The organism is Fictibacillus enclensis, assembly GCF_030123385.1.
GTDB classification, from domain to species: domain Bacteria; phylum Bacillota; class Bacilli; order Bacillales; family Fictibacillaceae; genus Fictibacillus_C; species Fictibacillus_C enclensis.
This window is the reverse complement of record NZ_CP126109.1, coordinates 4623985-4647315: the sequence shown is the minus strand read 5'-3', so window position 1 is coordinate 4647315 and position 23331 is coordinate 4623985. Positions and strand designations below refer to the sequence as shown.

Genomic DNA, 23331 nt, shown 5'->3' with positions numbered 1-23331 from the left:
TAAGACCAGGGAGGCGCTCGCGCCGTTACCGCAGGAGCTTGCGACGAGGAGGCTCAGCGCCCGCCCGCGGAAAGCGAGCAGCCTGCAACGGAAATCAACCACTCCAAAGAGCAACAAAGGTTCCATCAACAGTCAACCTTTAAAAAAGTTAAAGCCTGAATTCATGAAAACGATTACGTAACTCCTCAAGAATTTCCTTTGGTGTCTTGTTCGTGGTGTCATAGAGGTAGGTCCGATTGGCGGGGTCATTCTCCAACTGGTTTAATAAAAACAGCGACCGGTCAACCAGGTTCACATCTCCCCGTTCCTGCAGCCGCTGCACAAGAAGATCTTCATCCGCCCGCAGCACAATATAATAAAGCTCAACATCATATCCGGACAGCTCCCGGCAAAACCACTCCAGTTCATCCTCCACCACATAATCGAGGAGAATATTTAAGCCGTGTTGGAGAAAATTACGAGTGATGGAGAGGGTGTTTTGCCAGACGATGGACAGTTGATCATCCCATGACGGCTGATCCCTGCCGACAAACATCGAATGAATGTCATCCCCCTGAATCAGGACGACTTTTTCCAAACTCTCAGCCAGCATTTTGGTGATTGTGGATTTACCTACTCCACACGGCCCGGAAAAAATGTAAATCTGGTTCATGAGTTGGATCTCGCTTTGGCGGTTGACTCCCGCACAATTAATTCCGCTGGAAGGAGCAGTTCGATGATCGGCTCGTCCCGGTACTGCATGCGCCAGGTGAGCTGCTCGACCGCTTTACGGCCGTACAGATCAAGGTCGATGTTCATCGTTGTGATTTTAGGAGTGGTCAGCCGGGAGAGCATGCCGTTGTCAAAACTAACCACGGACGCCGCGTCAGGTACAGAGATGCCGTGCTGCTGCAGGGCGGACCGGACGAAAAAGCCAAATCCGTCATTGACGCAAAACCAGGCGGTCGGCTGCACATCGAGCCCCTGCACGAGCCCATTCACATCCCGTTCATCTTCTTCCATTGCACTAAACACAAACTCATCTTTCCGCTCGATCCCATGCTCGGCGAGCGCCAGATCATAGCCTTCTAACCGTTCCTGATAGCTCGGGGAGAGCTTCGCGTTTCCGACATACGCGATATCCCGGTGGCCAAGCTCAAGCAAGTGCTTGACCGCGGTATAGGCACCGAACCGGTTGTTCGTTAAAATGGCGTCCGCATGGATGAGCGGGTGGTGATGGTCAATCATGACCGTCGGAATGCCGGTCGCGATCACCGCGTTCGTGTACTCGTTGCTGATGTGGGAAAGAATAAGCACACCATCCACTTTACCTTCCGCGATAAAGGAAGGTAGCACAAGATTATCCCGTGATTCAGTGTTCACTGACTGAATGAGCAGGTTCATGCCGTGCGCGGTCACTTCTTTTTCAATGCTCAGGTAGATTTCGCCGAAAAAGCTTTTCAGCGAAAAAGCATAATCCGACGCGATCAATCCGATATTGCCGGTACCCCGGCTGACGGGATCAATCGAGAGGGTATTCTTTCTCACTCGATAGCCCAGCTCTTGAGCTTTTTGTTCAATTCGTTTCCGGGTGGCGTCACTTACGCCCGGCTTTCCGGACAGAGCCTGGGAAACGGAGTTTTTCGATATATTCAATGCATCTGCGATATCCTGCATGGATACTTTTTTGGCCATAGGGTCTCAAACCTTTCAACGGATAATGACAATCATTGATTTGTCACGTTACAAAATAATCATAACCTAACTCGAACAACTGGTAAACAACTATTCATAAAAATCATCCATAAGACTTACTTGAAAAAAAGTTGACAGAACTTTTGTAATCATGTAAAACTGTAATTGTAAGGTTATTAATCACATTACAAAGTGACAAATATAATAAAATGTAATGTTTTCCAGCAAGAAAAAGGAAGGGCGCTGGATTTTTTTCTACTTATGAATGATAGCGCTGTCAAAAAACGTATTGGGGGATATTGTGATGAAAATGAAAAAAGCAGCATCACTATTGCTTGGAGCGTCAGTATTGGCTGGTTCACTTGCGGGCTGTTCAACCGGAAACCCGGCGAGCGAGGATTCGACGTCCAAGAACGGAACAACAACGATTGAATTCTGGGCTGCGCCAAACCCGCCGCAGCAAGCTTATTGGAAAGAAACCGCTAAAGCGTTCGAAAAGGATCATCCGAAAATCAAGATCAAGGTGAGCCCGATTAAGGAAAGCCCTACATCTGAAGCGAGCATCCAGTCCGCCATCGCGGGTAAGGAAGCACCAACCATGTCGGAAAACATCAACCGCGGATTTGCCGCCCAGCTGGCAGAAAGTAAAGCGATCGAGCCGCTGAACAAGATGGAAGGATACGACGATATCCTGAAGTCACGCAGCATGAGCAACACGATCAAAGGCTGGAAGTTCTCTGACGGCAACCAGTACGTACTGCCGATCTACTCCAATGCGATGCTGTTTGGCTGGAGACTCGATATCCTGAAAAAGCTAGGGGTTAACGAGCCGCCAAAAACATACAGTGAAGTGCTTGATGTTACAAAGAAACTGAAAGCAAAATATCCGGACAAATACTTGTGGGCAAAGCCTGACCTTGCTGACCCAACTGCATGGAAGCGCTGGTTTGACTTCTTCATGCTATATGACGCAGCATCTGGCGGCAACAAGTTCATCGAAGGCAGCAAGCTCGTAGCGGACGATAAAGCCGGTGTGGATGTGCTGAACTTCATGGACAACATCCGCAAGGAAAAAGGAATCCTGACCAAGCAGTCCAAGGATCCGTTTGAAACCGGTCTTGGCATCTTTACCGACATCGGACCATGGACCCTTCAATACTGGGAAGAGAAGTTCCCTGAAATGAAATACAATAAAACCTTTGCATTCTCTACGCCTCCAGTTCCGGATGGCACGGATACAAAAAATGTATCCACATTTGCGGATACAAAAGGCCTTGTAATCTATTCCTCTGCTCCTGAAAATGAGAAAAAAGCAGCGATGGAATTCATCAAGTGGATCTATTCAAAACCTGAAAATGACGTGAAGTGGATGGAGAAAACAAATCTTCCGCCAGCACGTGACGATTTGGCAACGAACGATGCGTTCAAAGAGATCTTTGAAAAGAATCCCGCACTGAAGCCATATGCCGAAGCGATTCCAAACGCCGTGCCGTCCATTGATAATGCGAAATACAATGAGCTTCAAACGTACATTGGCCAATATGCCGTCAACCCAGTCGTAAAAGGGGAAGTACAGCCGAAGAAAGGCTGGGAAAAGATGAAAGAGGCCATTGAGGGGGATCTCAAGTAATGAGAGCCAAAAATAACAACGGAATGGGCTGGCTATTTGCCAGTCCTTACCTTTTATACGGGCTGATCTTCTTTCTCATCCCGCTCGGCTGGTCGTTCTATCTATCGATCACCGACTGGAACCTGATCGCCCCGGTATTTCATCATGTTGGGATTGACAACTTCATCAAAGCACTGAAAAGCCCAGGTGTTCATGCCGCATTCTTCGTCACCTTCAAATTCATGATCGTGTTCGTGCCGATGGTTATCGCGTCATCTTTGATTGTGGCACTCGTCGTTCACGGCCTGCCGCGCTTCAAAGGCTTGTTCCTGATCGGCTTCTTCCTGCCGTATCTCGCATCCGGCGTTGTATCGTCCTTTATCGTGAAAGGATTTCTTTCCTACAACAGCCCGGTGAACACCTTCCTAAGAGGCCAGCTTGGACTCGACATCAACTGGCTCGGCACACCATTGTCGGCATTGCTACTTGTGGCAGTCATTATCGCATGGAAGTTTACTGGCTATTACGCGCTGATCTTAACGTCGGGCTTTGAATCGATTAACCAGGAAATTTACGAAGCGGCTGCCATTGACGGTGTAAACGGATGGCAGCGCTTTTGGAGAATTACCCTGCCGCTACTGTATCCGGCATTGTTTACGACCTTGATCCTTTCGATCGGCGTGACCTTCGGGATCTTTACCGAGGTGTACCAGCTGACAGGGGGAGGGCCGAACTTTGGGACCAACACATGGCAGATGGAAATCTACAAGCAGGCGTTCCAGAACCTGTCCGCCGGCTATGCATCTGCAGTTGCCTTGATCGCATCGGTCGTAACGTTCATCTCGATTTTTATCATTCGAAAATTCTTGGAAATGTGGGGGAAACGAAATGGTTGGACATAAGAAAAAATCACTCACCATCCGCTATATTATCGCGTTCCTTCTGCTTTTGCTTATGGTGTTTCCGTACCTGTACATGGTGCTGAACTCGTTTGCGGACTGGAGCCAGGTGGACCGTAAGCTGATTCCAACGAGCTTCACGCTTCATTCGTATGAATGGCTGCTGAACGGCGGGCAGTCCGCCGAACCGCGTCCATGGATTAGGGCCTTCTTCAACAGTCTGATCGTCTCATCCGGTTCAACCATTTTAATGATGGTTACAGGGGTGGTCGTGGCTTATGCGCTTGCCAAGCTGCAGTTCCGCGGCCGCAACTTCCTGAACAACGCCATCCTGTTTCAAATGTTTTTCCCGGCGATCATCCTGCTTGTGCCAACATTCCTGATCATCCAGCGCCTGGGTATGTATGACTCCTACTGGGGGATGATTCTTCCGAAAGCACTGAGCTTGTGGGCCATCTTCATGTACACCAACTTCTTCCGGGCGATTCCGGACACGTTTATTGAAGCGGCAAAACTGGACGGTGCATCCGACTGGCAGATCATCTTCCGGATCATATTACCGATGTCCAAATCCATTACGATCGTCGTGTTCCTGTTCTTGTTCATGGAACGCTGGACCGAGCTCCTGTGGGATATGATTGTCGTCAAAAGCGACAACATGCTGACCCTGAACGTGCTCCTGTCCCAGATGTTCGGTCCGTACGGCGGCTATCCGGGACCAATGTATGCGGCATCCGTGATCCTGACCGTGCCGATCATCATTCTGTTCTTGTTCTTTGCCAAGCAGTTTAAGGAAGGTATGCAATTTACACTGAAATAAGGAGGGTGAACCCTATGAAACTAACGAAAACCGATGTGAAAACATGCAGCGAGCTGCTGAACCAATACGAGAAAAAAGACAAGCCGGGTCTGCCGGAAAAGCTTATTTTTGAAGGTGTAGGAAACCATGACGTCTACAATATCTCAGCACCGTTTGAAGATGACGGCCAGCTCGTGATCGCCGGACGGGTGGAAGCCCGGGACAGCGAGCAGTCAGAGGTTCATTTCTTCATTCAATCCGGAGAAGTTTGGGTGCCAAGAGAAGGCGCTCCGGTCCTGAAGCTGCAGGATCCGTTTTTTACCCATATCGCAGGCGAGCTTGTTCTCGGTGGCGTGCAGACCTTTCCGCATCCTGCGATTGAAAATGCCCTTGGCTGGCGCACGGTTTTTTATAAAGGCAGCAGCATCAACGACCTGGAAGAATTCTTCAAAGGACCGGACGGCATGAAGGACCTCCGCATTGCCGAGCTGCTTAACGGCTCAATCGCCATCTTCACACGGCCGCAGGGCGAAAAAGGCGGCAGAGGAAAGATCGGATTTACGACCGTTCCTTCGCTTGATGATTTAAGCATTGAAGTGATTGATAATGCTCCATTGCTGGAAAATCAGTTCATTGACGACGAGTGGGGAGGGGCGAACGAGCTTCATGTCCTCTCCAGCGGGCTGATCGGGGTGCTTGGCCACATCGCTAGCTTTGATGGGCAGGGCGACCGCCATTACTATCCGATGCGCTTTATTGTGGATCCGAAAACCGGTGAGCATTCGGACATCGAGCTGATCGCTGTACGAGATGACTTTTTGCCGGGAGAAACGAAGCGTCCCGATCTGTTCGATGTGGTGTTCAGCGGCGGATTGGTGCGAAAAGAAGACGGAACGGCCGATCTGTATGCAGGCATCTCGGACGCCGAGGCCCATAAACTGACGATTCAAGATCCGTTCCTACCCTATGAGAGATAAGGAGACTGCAGCATGAACGTATATCGATATGAAGAGAACCCCTTAGTAACACCTGGTGATGTTAATCCTCACCGTGATGATTTTGAAGTGATTGGCGCGTTTAACGCGGGTATCGCCCGATACAAGGATGAAGTCATCATGCTGCTTCGCGTGGCAGAGCGTCCGGTGAGTGACGATCCTACTATTGTGAAAGCGCCCGTTTTTAATACGGAAAAAAATGAACTTGAAATCCTGGAGTTCGATACATCCGATGAGCAATACAATTTTGACGACCCGCGTACAATCCGGAAAAGCGATGACCTGAGCCGGTTCGCGTATCTTACGTCGTTATCGTATACACGGATTGCCCGAAGCAAGGACGGCCGCAACTTTACGATCGATCCTGAGCCATTCTACTATCCAACGAACGAGCTCGAGTCGTTTGGAATTGAGGATCCGCGCATCACGCAAATCGGCGACACGTACTATATCTACTTCAGTGCGGTTTCACCGGTTGGTGTGGGAGAGTCGATGATTTCGACAAAAGACTTTCAAACCATCGAGCATCATGGCATGATTTTTGCGCCGGAAAACAAGGACGTGCTTATTTTCCCAGATAAAGTGAACGGCAAATATTACGCGCTTCACCGCCCGGTGCCAAAAAGCACGGGCGCACCGGAAATCTGGATCGCCGAATCTCCGGACCTTCTGCACTGGGGAAATCACAAATATCTACTCGGATTGCGCGATGGCATGTGGGATGATGGCCGAATCGGCGGGGGAGCTGTACCGATCAAGACGGATAAAGGCTGGCTAGAACTTTACCACGGCGCCAGCAAGGACAACCGCTACTGCATGGGCGCGGTACTCCTTGATCTGAATGACCCGACGAAGGTTATTGCCCGCTCGGAAACTCCAATCCTCGAGCCCGAAGCAGACTATGAAGTGAACGGCTTCTTCGGAAATGTCGTATTCTCCTGCGGAGCATTAGTTGATGGAGACACCGTGAGAATGTATTACGGCGTGTCGGATACATCGATGGCATGTGCGGAATTGAGTTTGAGTGAGATTTTGGAATCGTTAACTTCATTCGTAGAAGCATAAGGAAGGAACGGCCCTCTGATCAGGGCTGTTCCTTTTATAATTTGCTCCCTATCTTACGACTGATCGAGTCGTAATCAAAAGTAAAAAAGGAACATACATACTTTTCACCAATATTGGAGGCATAAAAGAGAAAATCTTATCGTTTATAGCTGCATAGTCGTTCTGTAGTGGCGAGAAAGAACAGAAGAAGAGTGCGGATTGACCTGCACTCTTCTTTTTGAGCGGGTTTTTCGCTTCCACAATTTAACTTACTCTCGAAATCAGCTCTTTTATTCTCAAAAACTTACGACTTATTCTCAAAAACCATTTATTTACTCTCAAAAAGCCCTCTTTTATTCTCAAATGGTTTATGCCTATTGGATTTCGATAAATTTCGCTACAATCTTTTGCCGTTATAATAAAGCAACAAACTTCTATCCTGGTCGTTATATGGGATATGCATTGTCGGATTGTTTTCAGTTAATATCTTCTTCTTTTAGTTAGAGGTTATTGAATCGGTGATAACTTCACGGTTGCTTCGGTTTGAATCGTATATTCATCATCCGCTTCGAATGTATAAGAGGGGTTGCCGTTGCTGCCTAGAATCGTATTCACTTCTAAACCGCCGCCATAATCCCATACCACAAAGTTGCTTCCGGATCCTACCGGTGTTGCCAAATAGCGGCCGGCCGGAAGATCTTTTCCTACTGTATATTTACCTGCCTGAAGAATCTTCGGTGCGCCTTTCGCTTTTTGTATCTGCCCAGTTAATGAAGCTAGTTCTCCTTTTTTGCTCTTCACTTCGGATTGAAGATCCTTTAACTTGGCTTTTGCGTCATCCATTTCGCTGTTAATACTTGATATCTTTTCATCAGCTTTCGTACGAGCGTCTTTAAGCTGCTGCTCAATTTTGGCGCGGCCATTTTTCAATTCAGTGTCCAACGTTCCTTTCGTATCTTTAAGTTGGTCTTTTGTATCCTTTAGTTCATTCTCCACTTGGTCCCGGCTATCTATTAGGGCAACCACTTTCTCTTTTTCCTCTTGTTTTAATGATATATCTTTTTCCAGAGCATCTAACTCTTTTTGCAATTTCTCAGACTCATTTTTCTGTTTGTCTATATGTTTTTCAAGGGCAATTGAATCCAGCTTGCGCTCATTAAGGGATATTTTTGCTCCCCATGATCCCCAAACCACACCGATCAACAGCATAATAATAGCCCCAGCAATAATCCCCGCGACTTTAAATACGTTCTTCCACTTTGATGCCGGTTTCCTTCGTTCTAGTTCCATTTAACTCCCCCCGATTAGCGATTATTTTCTTTGCTGAAGAACAGGTATTATGTACCTATGTTATAGTATCGTCATTTTACATAATTTAGGACTTATTCCTAATGAATACATCATCATTTGAATCATTAGCAATTGATAAAAAGCCTCCTCCGAATACCCGATGAAGGATTAAGTTGCAGGCTTTTTTTATGGTCTAAAACTGCGCCAGTGCTGATTTTTAAAGGAATTGGCAAATAGTTGCACGTATTATTTCTTCATCCATAGTATATAAATTATAATATTACCTTGACAGTCACAGTACTTCATTGCATAATACTGATATGGAGGTAATTTTATGAGCGAGAACAAAATCACATCCGACCTGCTGCGTGGCCATACCGATACGATGATTTTACGGCTTCTTTCCGAAGCGGATCGTTATGGATACGAAATTGTAAAGTTGATTGCTGAACGGTCGGACGGCAATTATGAGTTAAAGGAAGCCACGATGTACTCCAGCCTTCGCCGGCTTGAAGCAGACGGCGATGTGGAGTGGTACTGGGGCGATGGATCTCAGGGAGGACGGCGTAAGTATTTTAAGATCACCGAAAAAGGCAAAGAGACTCATGCCAACAACATCAGCAATTGGGAGTATGCCAAACGTGTACTCGAAAAATTATTATAAGGAGACGTGACGTATGAACGAAAAATTAAATCAATACGTAAATGGCGTTTTTGCACCCTATAACGGGGTGAAAAGTGTGGATGAATTACAAGCGGATCTGCTGACCGATCTGCAGGAACGGTTCAACGAACTAAAAAAAGAAGGCAAGGACGATGAAACAGCTCTAGAGATGACGATTGACAGCATTGGTGATATCGAGCAAACGGTACAGGAGGTTGCCAACCTCACCCGATCATTGGAGCGTCAGGTGCTGACCAACCTCAGCTCAAGCGACTTAACAAATAGTGACTTTGCAGGGGTTACCGCACACAAAGGAAAGTTTGCGGGGAGCTCATTGCACGGCTCCGACTTCTCGGGCGCTGACTTGACCGGCAGCTCATTTAAATCTAGCGATGTGCGTGAAGCCAATTTCAACAACGCTAATCTGACAGACTGCACTTTCTCCACCTTAGACCTCTCCAATTCAAGCTTCAACCATTCCATCCTTGTGCGCACAAAATTCAGTAAGTCGTCGCTGGCCGGCGTCGAATTCAGAAATATAACCTTGACCGATGTGATGCTGACCATGACCGATCTTAGCAAAACCACCTTTGAAAATTGTACCTTTGACGGCGTGGACTTCACAAATTCTTCATTAGAAGGATTGAACCTGGATCATCAAACCTTTATCGGCGTCAAATTTGATAAGGCCGGGCTGAAAGAAGTGACGTTCAGAGGCGCAACCCTCAAAAATGTATCCTTCAAGGGACCTGCTTTGTCCAAGAGATTTTACCGTGCCATAAAAACCATCTGCTTTGACGATGCAAGAATGGATAAACTGACCTACGCCGCGCTTAAAGGCCTGGAAGCCGATTTATCAAAGGTTACGGTTATTTAAAGAGTTCAGAATAGGAGGAGAAGAGGATGCAAAACCAGTCCATTCAAGTAAAAGGTTTGCAAAAGTCCTATAAAAATCTTCATGTATTAAAGGGTGTGGATTTCGAGGTGGAGAAGGGCAGTATTTTTGCCCTGCTTGGTTCCAATGGAGCGGGCAAGACGACCATCGTCAGAATCCTCTCTACGCTGCTCAAACCGGACAGCGGGACGGCTGCCGTAAACAGCTTTGATGTTGTATCAGACCCTGAAAATGTAAGGCAATCGATCAGCCTGACCGGGCAGTTCGCCGCCGTGGATGAGGTGTTGACCGGGCGGGAAAATCTAATCATGATCGCCAGACTCCGGCACCTTGAGCAGCCCCGTCAGGTTGCGGATGATTTGCTGCAGCGCTTCGGGTTGACCGAGGCCGCTGACCGGAGGGCGTCTACGTATTCAGGCGGTATGCGCCGCAGGCTTGACATTGCGATGAGCCTGATCGGCAAACCGCAGATTATTTTCCTTGACGAACCGACGACCGGACTGGATCCCGAGGCGCGTATCGAGGTTTGGAAGGTCGTCAAAGAATTGGCTGACAGCGGAACGACGGTATTCCTGACCACTCAGTATTTGGAGGAGGCGGAACAGCTTGCCGATCAAATTGCCATCCTGCATGAGGGCAGGGTGATTGCCAGCGGTACGCTCCAGGAGCTGAAAAAGCTATTCCCGCCCGCGAAGGTAGAGTATGTAGAAAAACAACCTTCATTAGAAGAGATCTTCCTCACGATCATCAATAAAAAGGAGGAAAAGGTACAATGAATAAACATTTCTTCAGCGACATGGGAGTGATGGTTGGACGTTCGATGCGCCATATTTCCCGCAGTTTGGATACCATCATCACGGTGACGATCACTCCGATTGCCTTATTGCTGCTGTTCGTTTATGTGTTTGGCGGTGCCATTAAAACCGGCACGGATAATTATGTGAACTATCTGATGCCCGGCATCTTGCTGATCGCGGTTGCGAGTGGTATATCTTATACGGCTTACCGCCTGTTTCTGGATAAGTCAAAGGGGATCTTTGAACGATTTCACTCCATGCCGATTGCGCGTTCCACTGTGCTGTGGGGGCACGTCCTAACCTCGCTCGTATCCAATGCCCTTTCTGTTCTCATCATCATTCTCGTAGCGCTCATCATGGGCTTTCGCTCACCGGCAGGGGTGCTGTCATGGCTCGCTGTAGCCGGTATCATTGCATTGTTTACCCTCGCCCTCACCTGGATCGCAGCGATTGCCGGGCTGTCCGCAAAATCGGTGGACGGTGTCAGCGCCTTTTCCTATCCGTTAATCTTCCTGCCATTTATCAGCTCAGCGTTTGTACCCACCAATTCAATGCCGTCCGCCGTCCGCGCCTTTGCCGAAAACCAGCCCGTCACCTCGATCGTGGAGTCCATCCGTGCACTGCTGTCAAACCAGCCGGTGGGAAACGAGATATGGATAGCGCTGGCATGGTGCGTGGGAATTATGATTGTAGCTTATTTCTTTGCGATGAGGGCGTATAAAGCACGAATATGAAGATTCAAACGAAAAAATAGGAAACCCTACTCAAGGGTTTCCTAGGCTTTTTTTCGCTTATCCAAATACTTAACAAAAGCAACGATCGCCACACCGGCAGTAATGCCCCAGGTCAAAAAGAAGGCGAGACCAAGTCCGATGTTCGCATCCGCAGTGGGATGTTTAGCATCATCATACAGGGCATAGGCGAGCGGGAAGGCCGAAACGAACAACGCCAAATACAAAAGAAAGCTTTTTGAAAGTGTTCGGTCCCTGATTGTCTGGTGCAACGCAATGAACGACACCGCAAGTAAAAGAAACGTAAGGATAGACATGGAGATTCCTCCTGATCCTTGAATATACATACCTCTTATTTTACGATACGTTCTAATGATTGGTGCCTTGATTTACCTTTGTGCTGTTCAGTTTCTTCAGCACCTTAATCCGGTCCAGGTGCATGCCTTCATGATACAAATTACAGCTCAAAAACTCTTCGACCGTGGACATATACAGTCCCTGGGAAGTGGTATAGTCTTCCGCTGTCTTCTCCTTTAAACGGCCGCTGAATGTTGCTTCGATCCGGTCGATCTGATGTTCCAGCAGATTCAGGATTTCAGATAGACTGACCGGCATTTTTTGCCTGTTTTCCGGCTTTGTACCGGGGTTGAAAAGGGATGGAAACACCTCGGGCATCACCCAGTCTTCTTTGGCAAAATAAAAGGCATTCCTCTCCAGAATGTTATAAATGTGCCCCAGGTTCCACTTGATGTTGTTATTAAAACCCTCCGGAATGATCTCGGACTGTTCGTCACTCAGACCTTCCACGAGTTTCAGTGTATTTCCCCTGACAAAACGAAGCTGTGTAAACAGATACTCGCTCATTTGTCATTCTCCAATAGTTCAAAAATGATCTTCAAATCCTTGAACGTATCCATGTAGGCGTACCGTCCGCCGGTATACTCTCCCTTTTGAAGGAGGGACATGTTTTGCCCTTCCATCAGCATCACTTTTTCCTTCATGCCCTCCACCACAAACGCGATATGATGCGGGCCTTCTCCATGCTCATCAAGATACTCACGCCAGGTGCTTGGCTTTTCATCCGGCTGGATCAGTTCCAGCTGCAATGAACCCATGTCAAAAAAGGCCAGTATGGCGCGTGCCTCGGACGGCTTGCCCCTATATTCCGTCCGGGCAACGTCAGCTGGATCTGTCCAGTTGCACGGCGGCTTCTCCACGCCAAAAAAGTCAGCGTATGCCTGTGCCGTCTTTTCAATGTCATGAACGAGAATTCCAATTTGCGTAATCACGTTTGTCCCCAAAATGTTAGCTGGTGATTGCGTTTGATTTTGCATGCGAACCTCTCCCTTATGAAAGTTATGTACCCCTGTATATTCCATAGAAACCCAGCAAATCCCCCTTCTATTCCATCAAAAATATGTGATTGTAAGATACCCGTAACTATGTAACAATGTATTTCCTGAAAAGAAAGGGGCAGTATGTAAAAAATGAAGATAGTTAGCAAAGAAATCCAAACTTTGTCTATAAAATCTCTGCAGTCCACTCTTCGAAAGCTTGAAAATGCCTATAAAAGTATGAACGGTAAAGGATCAAATACAACCCTTGTGGAAAAGAGGCGTGATGCCGTAAAAGTTGGATTGGACTGTCTGGAGAACGCTTGGCATGGAACGGAATTTTCATACGATGAATAAGCCATCTTAGCTGCCAAACAAATTCTCCAAAATCTGCTTCCTTCTATTCAAAAACAGTATGAGAAAGCGAAAGAGGGCAGTGCCCAAAAGACGATCATTGAAAGACGGATCAGGGCGATTGATCTGGCCATAGAGGCCTTAGAGGATTACATCCAAAAGTAATTGTCTCTATTTTTTCGGTTCGACATGATTTAGTAGCATATCACGTCATTTTCATAAACCAAGCATAAAAAAAGCGTTCAAGATTTCTCTGCACGCTTACCTTTCATACAGCTCCAGTGGCAAATCATCCGGATCACTGAAAAACGTAAACCTTTTCCCAGTCCATTCATCCACCCGGACAGGCTCAACTATTACTCCATATTTCTCCAAATGTAAGACCGTTTCTTCAATATTCTCCACTTCAAACGCCAGATGCCGGAGTCCGCGGGCTTCCGGATAGCTTGGACGCTCCGGGGGATTGGGGAAGGAAAACAGTTCGATTTGAGCATTCCCAATCTCCAGGTCAAGCTTATAGGAGTCCCGTTCTTCCCGGTAAACCTCATTGATTACGCGCATGCCCAATATATTTACATAAAAGTTTTTGGAAGTTTCATAGTCGGAACAAATGATGGCGGCGTGATGAATTTTTGTTAGCATGGATGATATCTCCTTTATCTATGGATGCCGGGTACAATCGCCGGCTTTTAATATCTCTATTTTGTTTTACCGCATTCGGCTGCAAGGTCCACTGAATGCACTCCCCAAGTATTTTTATAATCTCTACCTTCAAATTAATCAATTGAACGAATCTTATCTATAAGAGTTTTACTTGCAGCCCTTATTTCCTCTACTAAACGATAGATTCGTATAACGTGATATGAATGATAAAAAAACTAAAAAGCAAATGGCATCAGTTGAAATTCATGTACTATCATCAGATGGCAAGAGATTGTCTGGACCCTAAATTAAAGGAAAGTTTAATACAAAAAGCCAATTACCACAGAAGTAATTTTAGCTATTAGAATTAAGGAGGAGAGTGCAGGAAATCTGCACTCTCTTTTTTTTATTTCGTTTGATTTAGTGTGAAATAATCGAGCTCTACCGCACCTCGGCTCTTGCTAAACGAAATATCATTTTTTCCTTTTTTTAGCTTTACCTTTACCGCTGTCTCCTGCCACTGGTCACTTCCTTCACCTTTATAAAGAATCAGCGACTTTTTGCCGTTAACATGAAGCACCTGTACCGTATTGGAACCTTCAGGTTGTTTATAACGAATGTTCATTTCATACGTTCCTGCCTTCTCCACAGAAATAGGGAAGCGAACGGAATTATTATGAGCGGACATCAAACCAACCTTTTGATGATTGGCCGCATCATACTCATTCACAACCTTGGCATTATTCAAGTATCCAAGCTCTGCTTCATACTGAAAAACCTTCGTCTTCTTCGGGACCAGATCAATCCGGTCAATTTCGGCAAAAAGCGTTCCTTTGGATAACCTGATTTTGTTCTTTCCTGCATCCAGATGGATGTCTTGTTCAGCATCTCGCCACGTATCCCATCCATAGCTTGGATACTTTACTTCACCTAACAATTTCCCGTTCAATGCCAGTTGATGAGTAGAAGTTTCACCCATGCCATTGGAATAGCGAACCTTCAATGTATAGTATCCAGGTGGTGCATCCACATTAAATTCCACAAAGCTATCGTTGTAATCAATCATGCCGACCTTGCTGCCGCCGGAAGCACTCGTATTATTTAAAATAGTAGCATGGTTTACTACTCCGTTTTCGGCTTCATAGGAATACACCTTTCCAGGAAGAGCGGGAACAAGCTTACCACCGTCTTCACCTGATGGTGCACGCAGTAGGGTATCGGCAGGCAACGGAGTTCCGAAGTTCGGTGTACCGTCCGCCTTCCACGTGAATTCCTGCATCCTCACATTCCGGTTCCAGCCAGCTCCCTTGAACTTGGCTGCATGATAAACGATCCAGTCTTCCTTGCCGTCCGGTGATTTGACAAAACTGTTATGGCCGGGACCATAGACATTGTCGGCAGGACTGCTTTTAAACACCGGCTCAGGATTCTTCGACCAGTCCCCAGCCTTCAACGGATCCTTCCCATTCAGCTTCAGCATACCCAGACAATAATCATCCGTCCAGCTGCCGCTCGCTGAATAAACAAGAAACACATCTCCCTGTTTGTTCTTCAAAATTTCCGGTCCTTCATTAATCAAAGGAGTCCCGTTCTTCTCCCAAGGCAGCTCCGGCCGCGACAATTCTACACGGTCACCTGAGATCGTCCATGGATTCTTCATTGGGGCGATATAGATCTGCTGGCTGACGTTTTTATCGCCTTCCCAGCCGGACCAGATAAAATAACGATTGTTTTTGTATTCCAAGACCGTGCCGTCAATGGCCCATTTGTCCGATGGATCAGAAATTTTCCCAAGTTTCGTTCCTTTAGGATAGGAGTACTTCCCGAGCGGGTCAGAGCCTTCGGATTCCAACACATACATCCGCTGCTTGCCCATGTCCCCGTCCCCGGCTGCAAAGTAGATGTACCACTTGCCATCCAAAAAGTGCAGCTCAGGAGCCCAGATGTTCCCGCTGTTTTCCGTACCAGGCTCAGGCGTCCATACCACCTTTTTCTCAGCATCATCCAGACCGGTCAGCGTCTTGGATTTCCGGATGGTCAAGTTGTTGCCGGTCGTCTGCATGTAATAGTAATAGCCGTCCGTGTGCTTCACCACCCATGGATCGGCACCATCACCAACAACAGGGTTCTTAAACAGCTTCATTTCTGAAGGAGCACTGGCGGACGAAGGGGAAGGGAAAAGTAAAGCTACAATTAAAAGCCCCAGAGTAAACGCATACATTTTTCTGATTTTCAATATACAACATCCTTTCATAAAGGAAATTTTGACTCCCTAAACAGTTTCACAGAAAAGACAGGATTCCTTCCTTTCCGCGGTTACTTCCGTAAAGTATTCGTATTTCGACAAAACTTAGGAAAATTCTGCAAAAATCTACATAGTTATTTCCATACTCAACCGTCTATTTTCCCAATACAGAAATAGACAAATCTAGGTTATCATATCTATACACCCATTAATTAAAGTAGGAGATATCGCACATGACCGATGAATTGAGTTTCTTCAGGGGTTGTATGTGGGGGTTGGGGATATCATTGCCGATCTGGCTAGTGATCTTTTTGACTGTTCATTACATCACGATTTAAAAAACAACTAAACAACGACAAAAAACGTCCGATATAGTGGACGTACCATTGAGTTTATAGAAGCCATAAAAGCAAAAGAGAGTGCGGCCAGGCACTCCCTTTTAAATCACTTTATTTCCACTTCTTTAATTTAAGCTTAAGAACATGGGATACTTCTTCTGCTTCCGCTTCGCTTAAACTCTCAAACTGCCCTTGGTACTTGACGATAAAAAAAGTACTTGAGGGCTTCTTTTTGTTGTACGTCAGGTCGTAGCCTTCGTCAATGTTGCACACTAACCGATACTGCTGATGGAAATTGAGAATATCCACTGGTCCACCAACCAGCTGTTCAAATTCCCTAGGTGAGTTCGGAATGTCGGTAATATACGGGCGTTTTTTTTCCGGCATTACCATCACGACGTGAAGTTCTGACATAATCATCCTCCGGGTGTCCATTGTTAAGTTCTTTATAAAGAACTACTATTAGTTTATTAAACCATATATCCTACACAAAATAAATGGTTTAATACAAAATATACCACATTATGAGTAATAGGTCCTATAAAAAGAACGATATTTTTAAGTTGTAACTATTAATTTCAAGGGTATAGTTCCTATTTCATAAAAACATTATAATACGCAGTGAGGAGGATAACCAGTAGAAAATAGAGTGGAAGATATTTCATAAAATTATTCAGGGAAAACAAAATATGAAAATTTTTTACAAAAAATATAAAATCATGTCTTTAAATACCAAATTCCTATGCTATAATACAGCGTATGTGAAAATTTTACTTATACATATTTTCGGAGGGTGTTATGGAAGAAACAATAAGTCTTAGAGATATTTACCAAACGATAAGAAAGCGAATCGTCATGATTGCCTTGATAGCTGTCATTGCAGTAGCGATTGCCGGAGTAATCTCTTATTTTGTTTTAACCCCGGTTTACCAGTCATCTACGCAAATTCTCGTTAATCAGAAAAAGTCGAAGGATGTACCGGAATATAATCAAGTCCAAACCAACTTGCAGATGGTAAACACCTACAGTGTGATTATGAAAAGCCCAGCCATTCTTAGTAAAGTGATAGATAACCTCAACCTTGATACAACAGTCGAAGCTCTCAACGGAAAACTCACCATCAGCAGTGAACAAGATACCCAAGTATTAAACGTAGCCGTTCAGGACGAAGATCCAGCGATGGCTGTCAAAATTGCCAATAATATAGCCTCAACCTTTAAAGAAGAAGTACCAAACATCATGAAAATAGACAATGTAAGTGTACTTTCCAAAGCAGAATTAAAAGATAACCCATCGCCCGTCAAACCAAATCCGAAAATGAACATGGCCATTGCTCTTGTTGTCGGACTGATGGCAGGAGTAGGACTCGCCTTTTTACTGGAATACATGGACAACACATTAAAAACAGAGCAGGATATCGAAAATTACCTGGGGCTCCCAGTACTGGGCACCATTCCAAAAATCACGGTAAATGATGAAAAAGCTCCTAAAGCACCAGCTAACCGAAGAAAAGCAGGATAAATTTATAGGGGGAAAATGCATTGAGCCGCAAGATGCGTAAGACGATTAACGATTTAACACAAAGAAGCTTAATCACACACAATAACCCAAAGTCGCCCATCTCTGAGCAATACCGTACGATCCGGACAAACATACAATTTTCATCCATTGACACACACTATCAAAGCATTATGGTTACTTCATCTAGTCCAGGAGAAGGAAAATCAACCACCGTTGCTAACCTTGCCGTTGTACTCGCTCAGCAGGGGAAAAGCGTTCTCTTAATTGACGGTGATCTGCGAAAACCTACTGTGCACTATACATTCAAGGTCAGTAACATCCAGGGAATCACGAACGTTCTTACCCGCCAAATCAGCTTGGAAGATGCAGCTCTACAAACAAGCGTTGAAGATCTGTCTGTATTGCCAAGCGGACCGGTTCCGCCGAATCCTTCTGAACTATTAAACTCAAAGTCGATGGAAATGCTGGTAGAAGAAGCGAAGAGCAAATACGATTATGTATTGTTTGACACGCCGCCGGTATTGGCTGTAACAGATGCCCAAGTGTTAGCAAACCGTTGTGACGGAGTGGTACTCGTGACAAGTAGTGGAAAAACAGAAAAAGAAGCGGCCATCAAAGCGAAGGAATTGCTCGATAACGCAAATGCGAAGATTTTGGGTGTCGTTTTAAATCAAAAAGAAATGAATGAAAACAGTTACTATTATTATTACGGGGCAAATTAACAAAAAATTTACACATTCGACAAAATATGCCCCTTTTCAAATTTGGTAATTATGCTACGATAGGAAACATATGAGAAAACATGGTAAAAAGAACCATTGACAGGTTAGGTCCGGTTACTTTGGTTCTTGGCACCATTTTTTGTGAAAGGGGAGTGGGTCTTTTGATTGATGTCCATAGTCACATATTACCGAGCGTTGATGATGGTGCACAGGATCTGGCAGAAAGTCTCGACATGGCCCGACAGGCGGTCGAAAACGGTATTACGACTGTATACGCCACACCTCATCATCGAAATGGCCGTTATGAAAACAGCAAAGACGACATCCTGATGAAAACGGATGAATTAAATCTCGCTTTATCACAACATCAAATTCCTCTAACCATACTTCCCGGGCAAGAAGTTCGCATTTATTCGGAGTTTCTGGATGATCTGGCAGCAGGTGAGCTGCTTACCTTAAACAACCAGAATAAATACATACTCATCGAACTTCCATCAAACCGCGTACCCAGTTACACCAGCCAAATCATTTACGAGTGTACCTTGCAGGACATTACACCTGTTATTGTCCATCCAGAACGAAACAGCGAGATCATGGAGAATCCTGATCTTCTATACAACCTTGTCAAAGAAGGGGCACTTACCCAGGTAACCGCATCAAGCATAACCGGAGCTTTCGGCAAGAAAACCAGTGCGTTTTCTATCAAACTAATAGACCATCATTTGACACACATTATAGCTTCCGACGCTCATAATATTTCGTCACGGGGCTTTTCTTTATGGGAAGCGTATAGCGAAATAGGTAAAAAGTCTGGTGAAACCATGTCTTATTACCTAAGAGAGAACGCACAGCTGTTATTAAACAATGAAAGTATTTATACAGAAGAACCAACTCAAATAAAAAAGAGAAAGCTATTGGGTCTTTTTTAAAGAACGAAACTTTTAAGTTGAAAAGGATGATAGGGATGAAAAAGGTTAGAAAGGCGATTATACCGGCAGCGGGATTAGGGACACGATTCTTGCCGGCAACAAAGGCCATGCCTAAGGAAATGCTGCCGATTGTAGACAAGCCGACGATTCAATACATCGTGGAAGAAGCGATTGAATCCGGAATTGAAGACATTATCATCGTAACCGGTAAAGGTAAACGTGCGATTGAAGATCACTTCGACCATGCGTTTGAACTCGAACAGAATCTTTTTGAAAAAGGCAAAATCGATTTACTTCAAAAAGTACAGCAGTCTTCCAAAATGGCAGACATTCATTACATCCGCCAGAAAGAACCAAAGGGTCTTGGTCATGCGGTATGGTGCGCACGTAAATTCATTGGGGACGAGCCGTTCGCTGTATTGCTTGGTGACGACATCGTACAGGCGGACAAGCCTTGCTTAAAGCAGCTCATCGAACAATACGAAAACACAGGCTCTTCAGTGATTGGTGTACAAACGGTACCTGAAGATCAAACAAGCCGCTATGGCATTGTGGACCCAACTTCTCACAACGGTAGACTGTATGGTGTTCAAAACTTTGTAGAAAAGCCAGCACAAGGTGAAGCACCATCCAACCTGGCAATTATGGGCCGTTATGTATTGTCTCCAGAGATTTTCCACTATCTCGACAAGCAGGAAAAAGGATCTGGCGGAGAAGTTCAACTGACCGATGCCATTCAAAAGCTAAATACCTTCCAAAGAGTATTCGCCTATGATTTCGAAGGAACACGTTATGACGTTGGGGAAAAGTTTGGCTTTATTTCTACCACATTGGAGTTTGCATTAAAAGATAAGGATTTGCGTCCTAGTCTTCTTCAGGAAATGGATCGATTAACTGCTCTGTTTAAAGCAGAAGCAACAAAGTAATTCAAACAAGGTGATGCCTCCTTACCTATATCAAAGGAGGCACTCGGTTATGCTGTGGGTGTCTTACAGCACCTTAGACGCGAGTCGTCGATAGCATGATGTGAGGACGGGTTAAATGCCCTCTTTACATATTAAATTATGAAAAAAAGAGAAAGGTGGGGATAAACAAGTGGCAGAACATTCGCAAGTCCGTCTGTTGGAAGAAACACCTGCTCAATTATTGAATTATGAAAAACGATTTGGGTACGAAGCAGCAAAACGTTTCATTGATATTATCGGTGCTTTGGCAGGACTTATTATACTATCATGGTTATTTCTGATCGTGGCTCTCCTTATAAAAAAGGAAGATGCAAAAGGACCTGTGTTATTCAAGCAGATCCGAGTTGGAAAAGACGGCAAAGAATTTTATATGTACAAATTTCGTTCCATGGTCACCGATGCCGAAAAACAGTTAGAGAAGCTTCTTCATTATAACGAGATTGCAGGCGCGATGTTTAAGATGAAGGAAGATCCACGCGTTACAAAGATCGGGAAGTTCATTCGCAAGACGAGTATTGATGAACTTCCGCAATTAATCAATGTACTAAAGGGTGATATGAGCCTGGTAGGTCCACGCCCGCCGCTTCCAAGAGAGGTACAAGAATATACCAATTATGATAGACAGCGTCTGCTGGTCACTCCCGGCTGTACAGGCCTCTGGCAAGTTGGCGGCAGAAATGATGTGGGTTTTAGTGACATGGTGGAACTTGATTTGGAATATATCAGCAACCGAAGCTTGCTGTTTGATATAAAGATTATCTTTAAAACAATTAAAGTGTTATTTGGTTCAGATAACGCGTACTAAAGGGTGGGAACTATGAATAAAGATAGCAAAATTTATGTAGCAGGCCATCGTGGTCTTGTAGGATCAGCCATTTTAAGAAGGTTGGAAGAAGAAGGATATACGAACCTCGTCTACAGAACAAGCAGTGAGCTTGATCTTCGTGATCCGCTGCAGGTGGAATCCTTCTTTAAAAATGAAAACATTGACTACGTATTCCTTGCAGCAGCAAAGGTTGGAGGAATCGTGGCGAACAACGAATACCCAGCTGATTTTATACGTGACAACCTGCTCATTCAGACAAACGTCATTGATGCAGCATATCGAAATGGTGTAGAGAAATTGATGTTCCTTGGCAGCACATGCATCTATCCAAAAATGGCACCTCAGCCATTAAAGGAAGAGTATCTGTTAACCGGTGAGCTCGAACCAACGAACGAACCCTATGCCATTGCAAAAATTGCTGGGATTAAAATGTGTGAATCGTACAACCGCCAATATGGCACTAAATACATTTCCGTTATGCCAACGAACTTGTACGGCGTAAACGATAACTTTGATTTGGAAACGTCTCACGTATTGCCGGCACTGCTTCGAAAGTTTCATGAAGCCAAAGAAAACAACAAACCGTTTGTAGAGATCTGGGGAACAGGAACGCCAAAACGTGAATTTCTTTACTCTGACGATTTGGCCGATGCATGTGTATTCTTAATGAATACTTATGAAGGCAATGAAATCGTGAATATCGGTGTAGGGGAAGACCTGGAGATTAAAGAACTCGCTTATAAAATTAAAGATGTAGTTGGTTATGAAGGCGAGCTGCAGTTTGATACTTCCAAGCCAGACGGCACACCAAGAAAGCTGGTAGATGTAACAAAGCTTCACTCTTTAGGATGGAAAGCAAATACTTCTTTAGATGAAGGTTTGCAAAAAGCGTACGAAGGATTCTTGAATTACCTAGAAACTGAAAAAGAAACCAATTTGGTTCGATAAGCGGAGGAAAATATGAAAAAGGCGTTAATCACAGGGGTAACGGGGCAAGACGGATCATTTTTATCAGAATTTCTATTAGAAAAAGGTTATGAAGTACACGGTATTATCCGCCGCAGCTCTTCTTATAACCAAGAGCGTCTGGAAGACCTTTTGACGGAAGAAGAAGCAAATGCTTTAATAAACAATTCTAACTTCCATCTTCACTACGGAGATGTAACAGATGCGACCAACATGATTAACATCATCAACCAGGTTCAGCCAGATGAAATTTACAATTTGGCTGCTCAATCGCATGTCCGTGTTTCTTTTGACATGCCAGCTTACACACTGGACGTTGATGGAAAAGGGACGCTAAATATTCTTGAAGCTGTGCGAATCTTGGGGCTAACAGAAAAAACAAGAGTATACCAGGCATCCACTTCTGAGTTATTCGGAAAAGTTCAAGAAGTACCACAAAGAGAAACAACACCATTCTATCCGCGTTCACCATACGGGGTAGCCAAAATCTACGGATTCTGGATTACAAAGAACTACCGTGAGTCTTATAACATGTTCGCCGTAAACGGAATTTTATTCAACCATGAGTCAGAGCGCCGTGGCGAAACGTTCGTAACACGAAAAATCACGTTGGCAGCGGCCCGTATTGCGCAAAGCAAACAGAAGAAGCTTTTGCTTGGTAATCTTGATTCTCTACGTGACTGGGGCTATGCAAAAGACTATGTTGAATGCATGTGGATGATCCTTCAGCATGACAAGCCGGAAGACTTTGTTATTGCAACAGGCGAAATGCACTCTGTTCGTGAATTTGCGGATTTGGCATTTAGACATGCTGGTATCCAGATCGAATGGATAGGTACTGGTGTAGAAGAAAAGGGAATCAACAAAGCAACCGGTGAAGTCATTGTAGAAGTTGATCCAAAATTCTTCCGACCTGCTGAAGTAGAGCAGTTGTTGGGTGATCCTACCAAATCTAAAACACTGTTGGGATGGAATCCTACTAAAACGCCTTTTGAAGAATTAGTTCGTATTATGGTACAAGCAGATATGAAGAAGGTTGAGAATGAAGATAAAGTTAAGAAGATGTTTGACTAAATTTTAAAAATTATACTG

25 protein-coding genes and 2 pseudogenes are annotated in these 23331 nt (G+C 45.0%); 18 read left to right on the top strand and 9 right to left on the bottom strand.

Annotation, left to right across the window (positions count from 1 at the left end):
• Positions 1-148: 148 nt before the first annotated feature.
• Complete coding sequence (locus QNH15_RS24015) at positions 149-652, bottom strand: P-loop nucleotide/nucleoside kinase family protein (protein WP_283891132.1); 504 nt, start codon at positions 650-652, stop codon at positions 149-151.
• Entirely contained in the window at positions 649-1674 is a 1026-nt protein-coding gene (locus QNH15_RS24010) for a LacI family DNA-binding transcriptional regulator (protein ID WP_283891130.1), read from the bottom strand. The genes QNH15_RS24015 and QNH15_RS24010 overlap by 4 nt, the downstream gene beginning before the upstream one ends.
• A gap of 310 nt (positions 1675-1984) precedes the next feature.
• Between QNH15_RS24010 and QNH15_RS24005 the strand changes: the two genes are divergently transcribed.
• From QNH15_RS24005 to QNH15_RS26300, 6 genes and pseudogenes are all read left to right on the top strand, one after another.
• Positions 1985-3304, top strand: a complete 1320-nt coding sequence (locus QNH15_RS24005; RefSeq protein WP_430667185.1) for an ABC transporter substrate-binding protein — start codon at positions 1985-1987, stop codon at positions 3302-3304.
• On the top strand, positions 3304-4185 hold the full coding sequence (locus tag QNH15_RS24000) for a carbohydrate ABC transporter permease (RefSeq protein WP_061973968.1): 882 nt from the start codon (positions 3304-3306) through the stop codon (positions 4183-4185). The genes QNH15_RS24005 and QNH15_RS24000 overlap by 1 nt, the downstream gene beginning before the upstream one ends.
• The gene (locus tag QNH15_RS23995) at positions 4172-5002 is read left to right on the top strand and encodes a carbohydrate ABC transporter permease (protein ID WP_283891124.1); all 831 of its coding nucleotides are present in this window, start codon (positions 4172-4174) and stop codon (positions 5000-5002) included. Before QNH15_RS24000 ends, QNH15_RS23995 begins: the two co-directional genes overlap by 14 nt.
• 14 nt (positions 5003-5016) lie before the next feature.
• Entirely contained in the window at positions 5017-5958 is a 942-nt protein-coding gene (locus tag QNH15_RS23990) for an MTP-1 family protein (RefSeq protein WP_283891122.1), read from the top strand.
• Between the two features lie 12 nt (positions 5959-5970).
• Positions 5971-7041, top strand: a complete 1071-nt coding sequence (locus tag QNH15_RS23985) for a BtaManbiosPhlase (protein WP_283891120.1) — start codon at positions 5971-5973, stop codon at positions 7039-7041.
• Between the two features lie 58 nt (positions 7042-7099).
• A pseudogene (locus QNH15_RS26300) lies at positions 7100-7198 on the top strand (SunI/YnzG family protein); the annotation flags it as partial.
• A 329-nt stretch (positions 7199-7527) separates the two neighbouring features.
• Here the strand turns inward: QNH15_RS26300 and QNH15_RS23980 are convergent.
• Positions 7528-8310, bottom strand: coding sequence for a hypothetical protein (locus QNH15_RS23980; protein ID WP_283891118.1), 783 nt, complete (start codon positions 8308-8310; stop codon positions 7528-7530).
• 334 nt (positions 8311-8644) lie between these two features.
• Here QNH15_RS23980 and QNH15_RS23975 point away from each other — a divergent pair, with 334 nt between their 5' ends.
• The 4 genes from QNH15_RS23975 to QNH15_RS23960 are packed head-to-tail and all read left to right on the top strand — an operon-like array spanning position 8645 to position 11400.
• A complete protein-coding gene (locus tag QNH15_RS23975) occupies positions 8645-8974 on the top strand; it encodes a PadR family transcriptional regulator (protein WP_061973976.1) in 330 nt (109 codons plus the stop codon).
• 13 nt (positions 8975-8987) lie between these two features.
• Entirely contained in the window at positions 8988-9851 is an 864-nt protein-coding gene (locus QNH15_RS23970) for a pentapeptide repeat-containing protein (protein WP_283891114.1), read from the top strand.
• Positions 9852-9877: 26 nt separating this feature from the next.
• Positions 9878-10645 (top strand): ABC transporter ATP-binding protein, encoded by a 768-nt coding sequence (locus QNH15_RS23965; RefSeq protein WP_283891112.1) that lies wholly within the window; start codon positions 9878-9880, stop codon positions 10643-10645.
• Positions 10642-11400, top strand: a complete 759-nt coding sequence (locus QNH15_RS23960) for an ABC transporter permease (RefSeq protein ID WP_283891110.1) — start codon at positions 10642-10644, stop codon at positions 11398-11400. Before QNH15_RS23965 ends, QNH15_RS23960 begins: the two co-directional genes overlap by 4 nt.
• A 41-nt stretch (positions 11401-11441) precedes the next feature.
• Here QNH15_RS23960 and QNH15_RS23955 read toward each other — a convergent pair whose 3' ends face one another.
• From QNH15_RS23955 to QNH15_RS23945, 3 genes are read right to left on the bottom strand one after another with little or no spacing between them, the layout of a single operon-like run.
• Positions 11442-11714: a hypothetical protein gene (locus QNH15_RS23955; RefSeq protein ID WP_283891108.1), complete on the bottom strand. Its 273-nt coding sequence runs from the start codon at positions 11712-11714 to the stop codon at positions 11442-11444.
• 52 nt (positions 11715-11766) lie between these two features.
• Entirely contained in the window at positions 11767-12261 is a 495-nt protein-coding gene (locus QNH15_RS23950) for a DinB family protein (protein WP_283891106.1), read from the bottom strand.
• On the bottom strand, positions 12258-12731 hold the full coding sequence (locus tag QNH15_RS23945) for a VOC family protein (RefSeq protein ID WP_283891104.1): 474 nt from the start codon (positions 12729-12731) through the stop codon (positions 12258-12260). The genes QNH15_RS23950 and QNH15_RS23945 overlap by 4 nt, the downstream gene beginning before the upstream one ends.
• A gap of 153 nt (positions 12732-12884) precedes the next feature.
• Here QNH15_RS23945 and QNH15_RS26295 point away from each other — a divergent pair.
• Positions 12885-13250, top strand: a pseudogene (locus tag QNH15_RS26295) (hypothetical protein).
• Positions 13251-13346: 96 nt separating this feature from the next.
• Here the strand turns inward: QNH15_RS26295 and gloA2 are convergent.
• The 3 genes from gloA2 to QNH15_RS23925 all read right to left on the bottom strand — a co-directional run bounded on the left by gloA2 (position 13347) and on the right by QNH15_RS23925 (position 16724).
• Positions 13347-13727 (bottom strand): SMU1112c/YaeR family gloxylase I-like metalloprotein, encoded by a 381-nt coding sequence (gene gloA2, locus QNH15_RS23935; RefSeq protein ID WP_283891103.1) that lies wholly within the window; start codon positions 13725-13727, stop codon positions 13347-13349.
• Between the two features lie 406 nt (positions 13728-14133).
• A complete protein-coding gene (locus QNH15_RS23930; RefSeq protein WP_283891101.1) occupies positions 14134-15963 on the bottom strand; it encodes a family 43 glycosylhydrolase in 1830 nt (609 codons plus the stop codon).
• Positions 15964-16421: 458 nt separating this feature from the next.
• Positions 16422-16724, bottom strand: coding sequence for a DUF3846 domain-containing protein (locus QNH15_RS23925; protein ID WP_283891099.1), 303 nt, complete (start codon positions 16722-16724; stop codon positions 16422-16424).
• Positions 16725-17108: 384 nt separating this feature from the next.
• Between QNH15_RS23925 and QNH15_RS23920 the strand changes: the two genes are divergently transcribed.
• The 7 genes from QNH15_RS23920 (at position 17109) to gmd (ending at position 23313) form a co-directional block, all read left to right on the top strand.
• Positions 17109-17831: a YveK family protein gene (locus tag QNH15_RS23920; RefSeq protein ID WP_283891097.1), complete on the top strand. Its 723-nt coding sequence runs from the start codon at positions 17109-17111 to the stop codon at positions 17829-17831.
• Between the two features lie 20 nt (positions 17832-17851).
• Positions 17852-18553, top strand: a complete 702-nt coding sequence (locus tag QNH15_RS23915) for a CpsD/CapB family tyrosine-protein kinase (RefSeq protein ID WP_283891095.1) — start codon at positions 17852-17854, stop codon at positions 18551-18553.
• Between the two features lie 161 nt (positions 18554-18714).
• Complete coding sequence (locus QNH15_RS23910) at positions 18715-19482, top strand: tyrosine-protein phosphatase (protein ID WP_283895749.1); 768 nt, start codon at positions 18715-18717, stop codon at positions 19480-19482.
• Positions 19483-19517: 35 nt separating this feature from the next.
• The gene (galU, locus tag QNH15_RS23905; protein WP_283891093.1) at positions 19518-20408 is read left to right on the top strand and encodes a UTP--glucose-1-phosphate uridylyltransferase GalU; all 891 of its coding nucleotides are present in this window, start codon (positions 19518-19520) and stop codon (positions 20406-20408) included.
• Between the two features lie 196 nt (positions 20409-20604).
• Positions 20605-21252 carry a sugar transferase gene (locus QNH15_RS23900; RefSeq protein WP_283895746.1) on the top strand — a complete coding sequence of 216 codons (648 nt, stop codon included), beginning with the start codon at positions 20605-20607 and terminating at the stop codon, positions 21250-21252.
• Between the two features lie 12 nt (positions 21253-21264).
• A complete protein-coding gene (gene fcl, locus QNH15_RS23895) occupies positions 21265-22221 on the top strand; it encodes a GDP-L-fucose synthase (RefSeq protein WP_283891091.1) in 957 nt (318 codons plus the stop codon).
• 12 nt (positions 22222-22233) lie between these two features.
• Positions 22234-23313, top strand: coding sequence for a GDP-mannose 4,6-dehydratase (gene gmd / locus QNH15_RS23890; RefSeq protein ID WP_283891090.1), 1080 nt, complete (start codon positions 22234-22236; stop codon positions 23311-23313).
• Positions 23314-23331 lie beyond the last annotated feature (18 nt).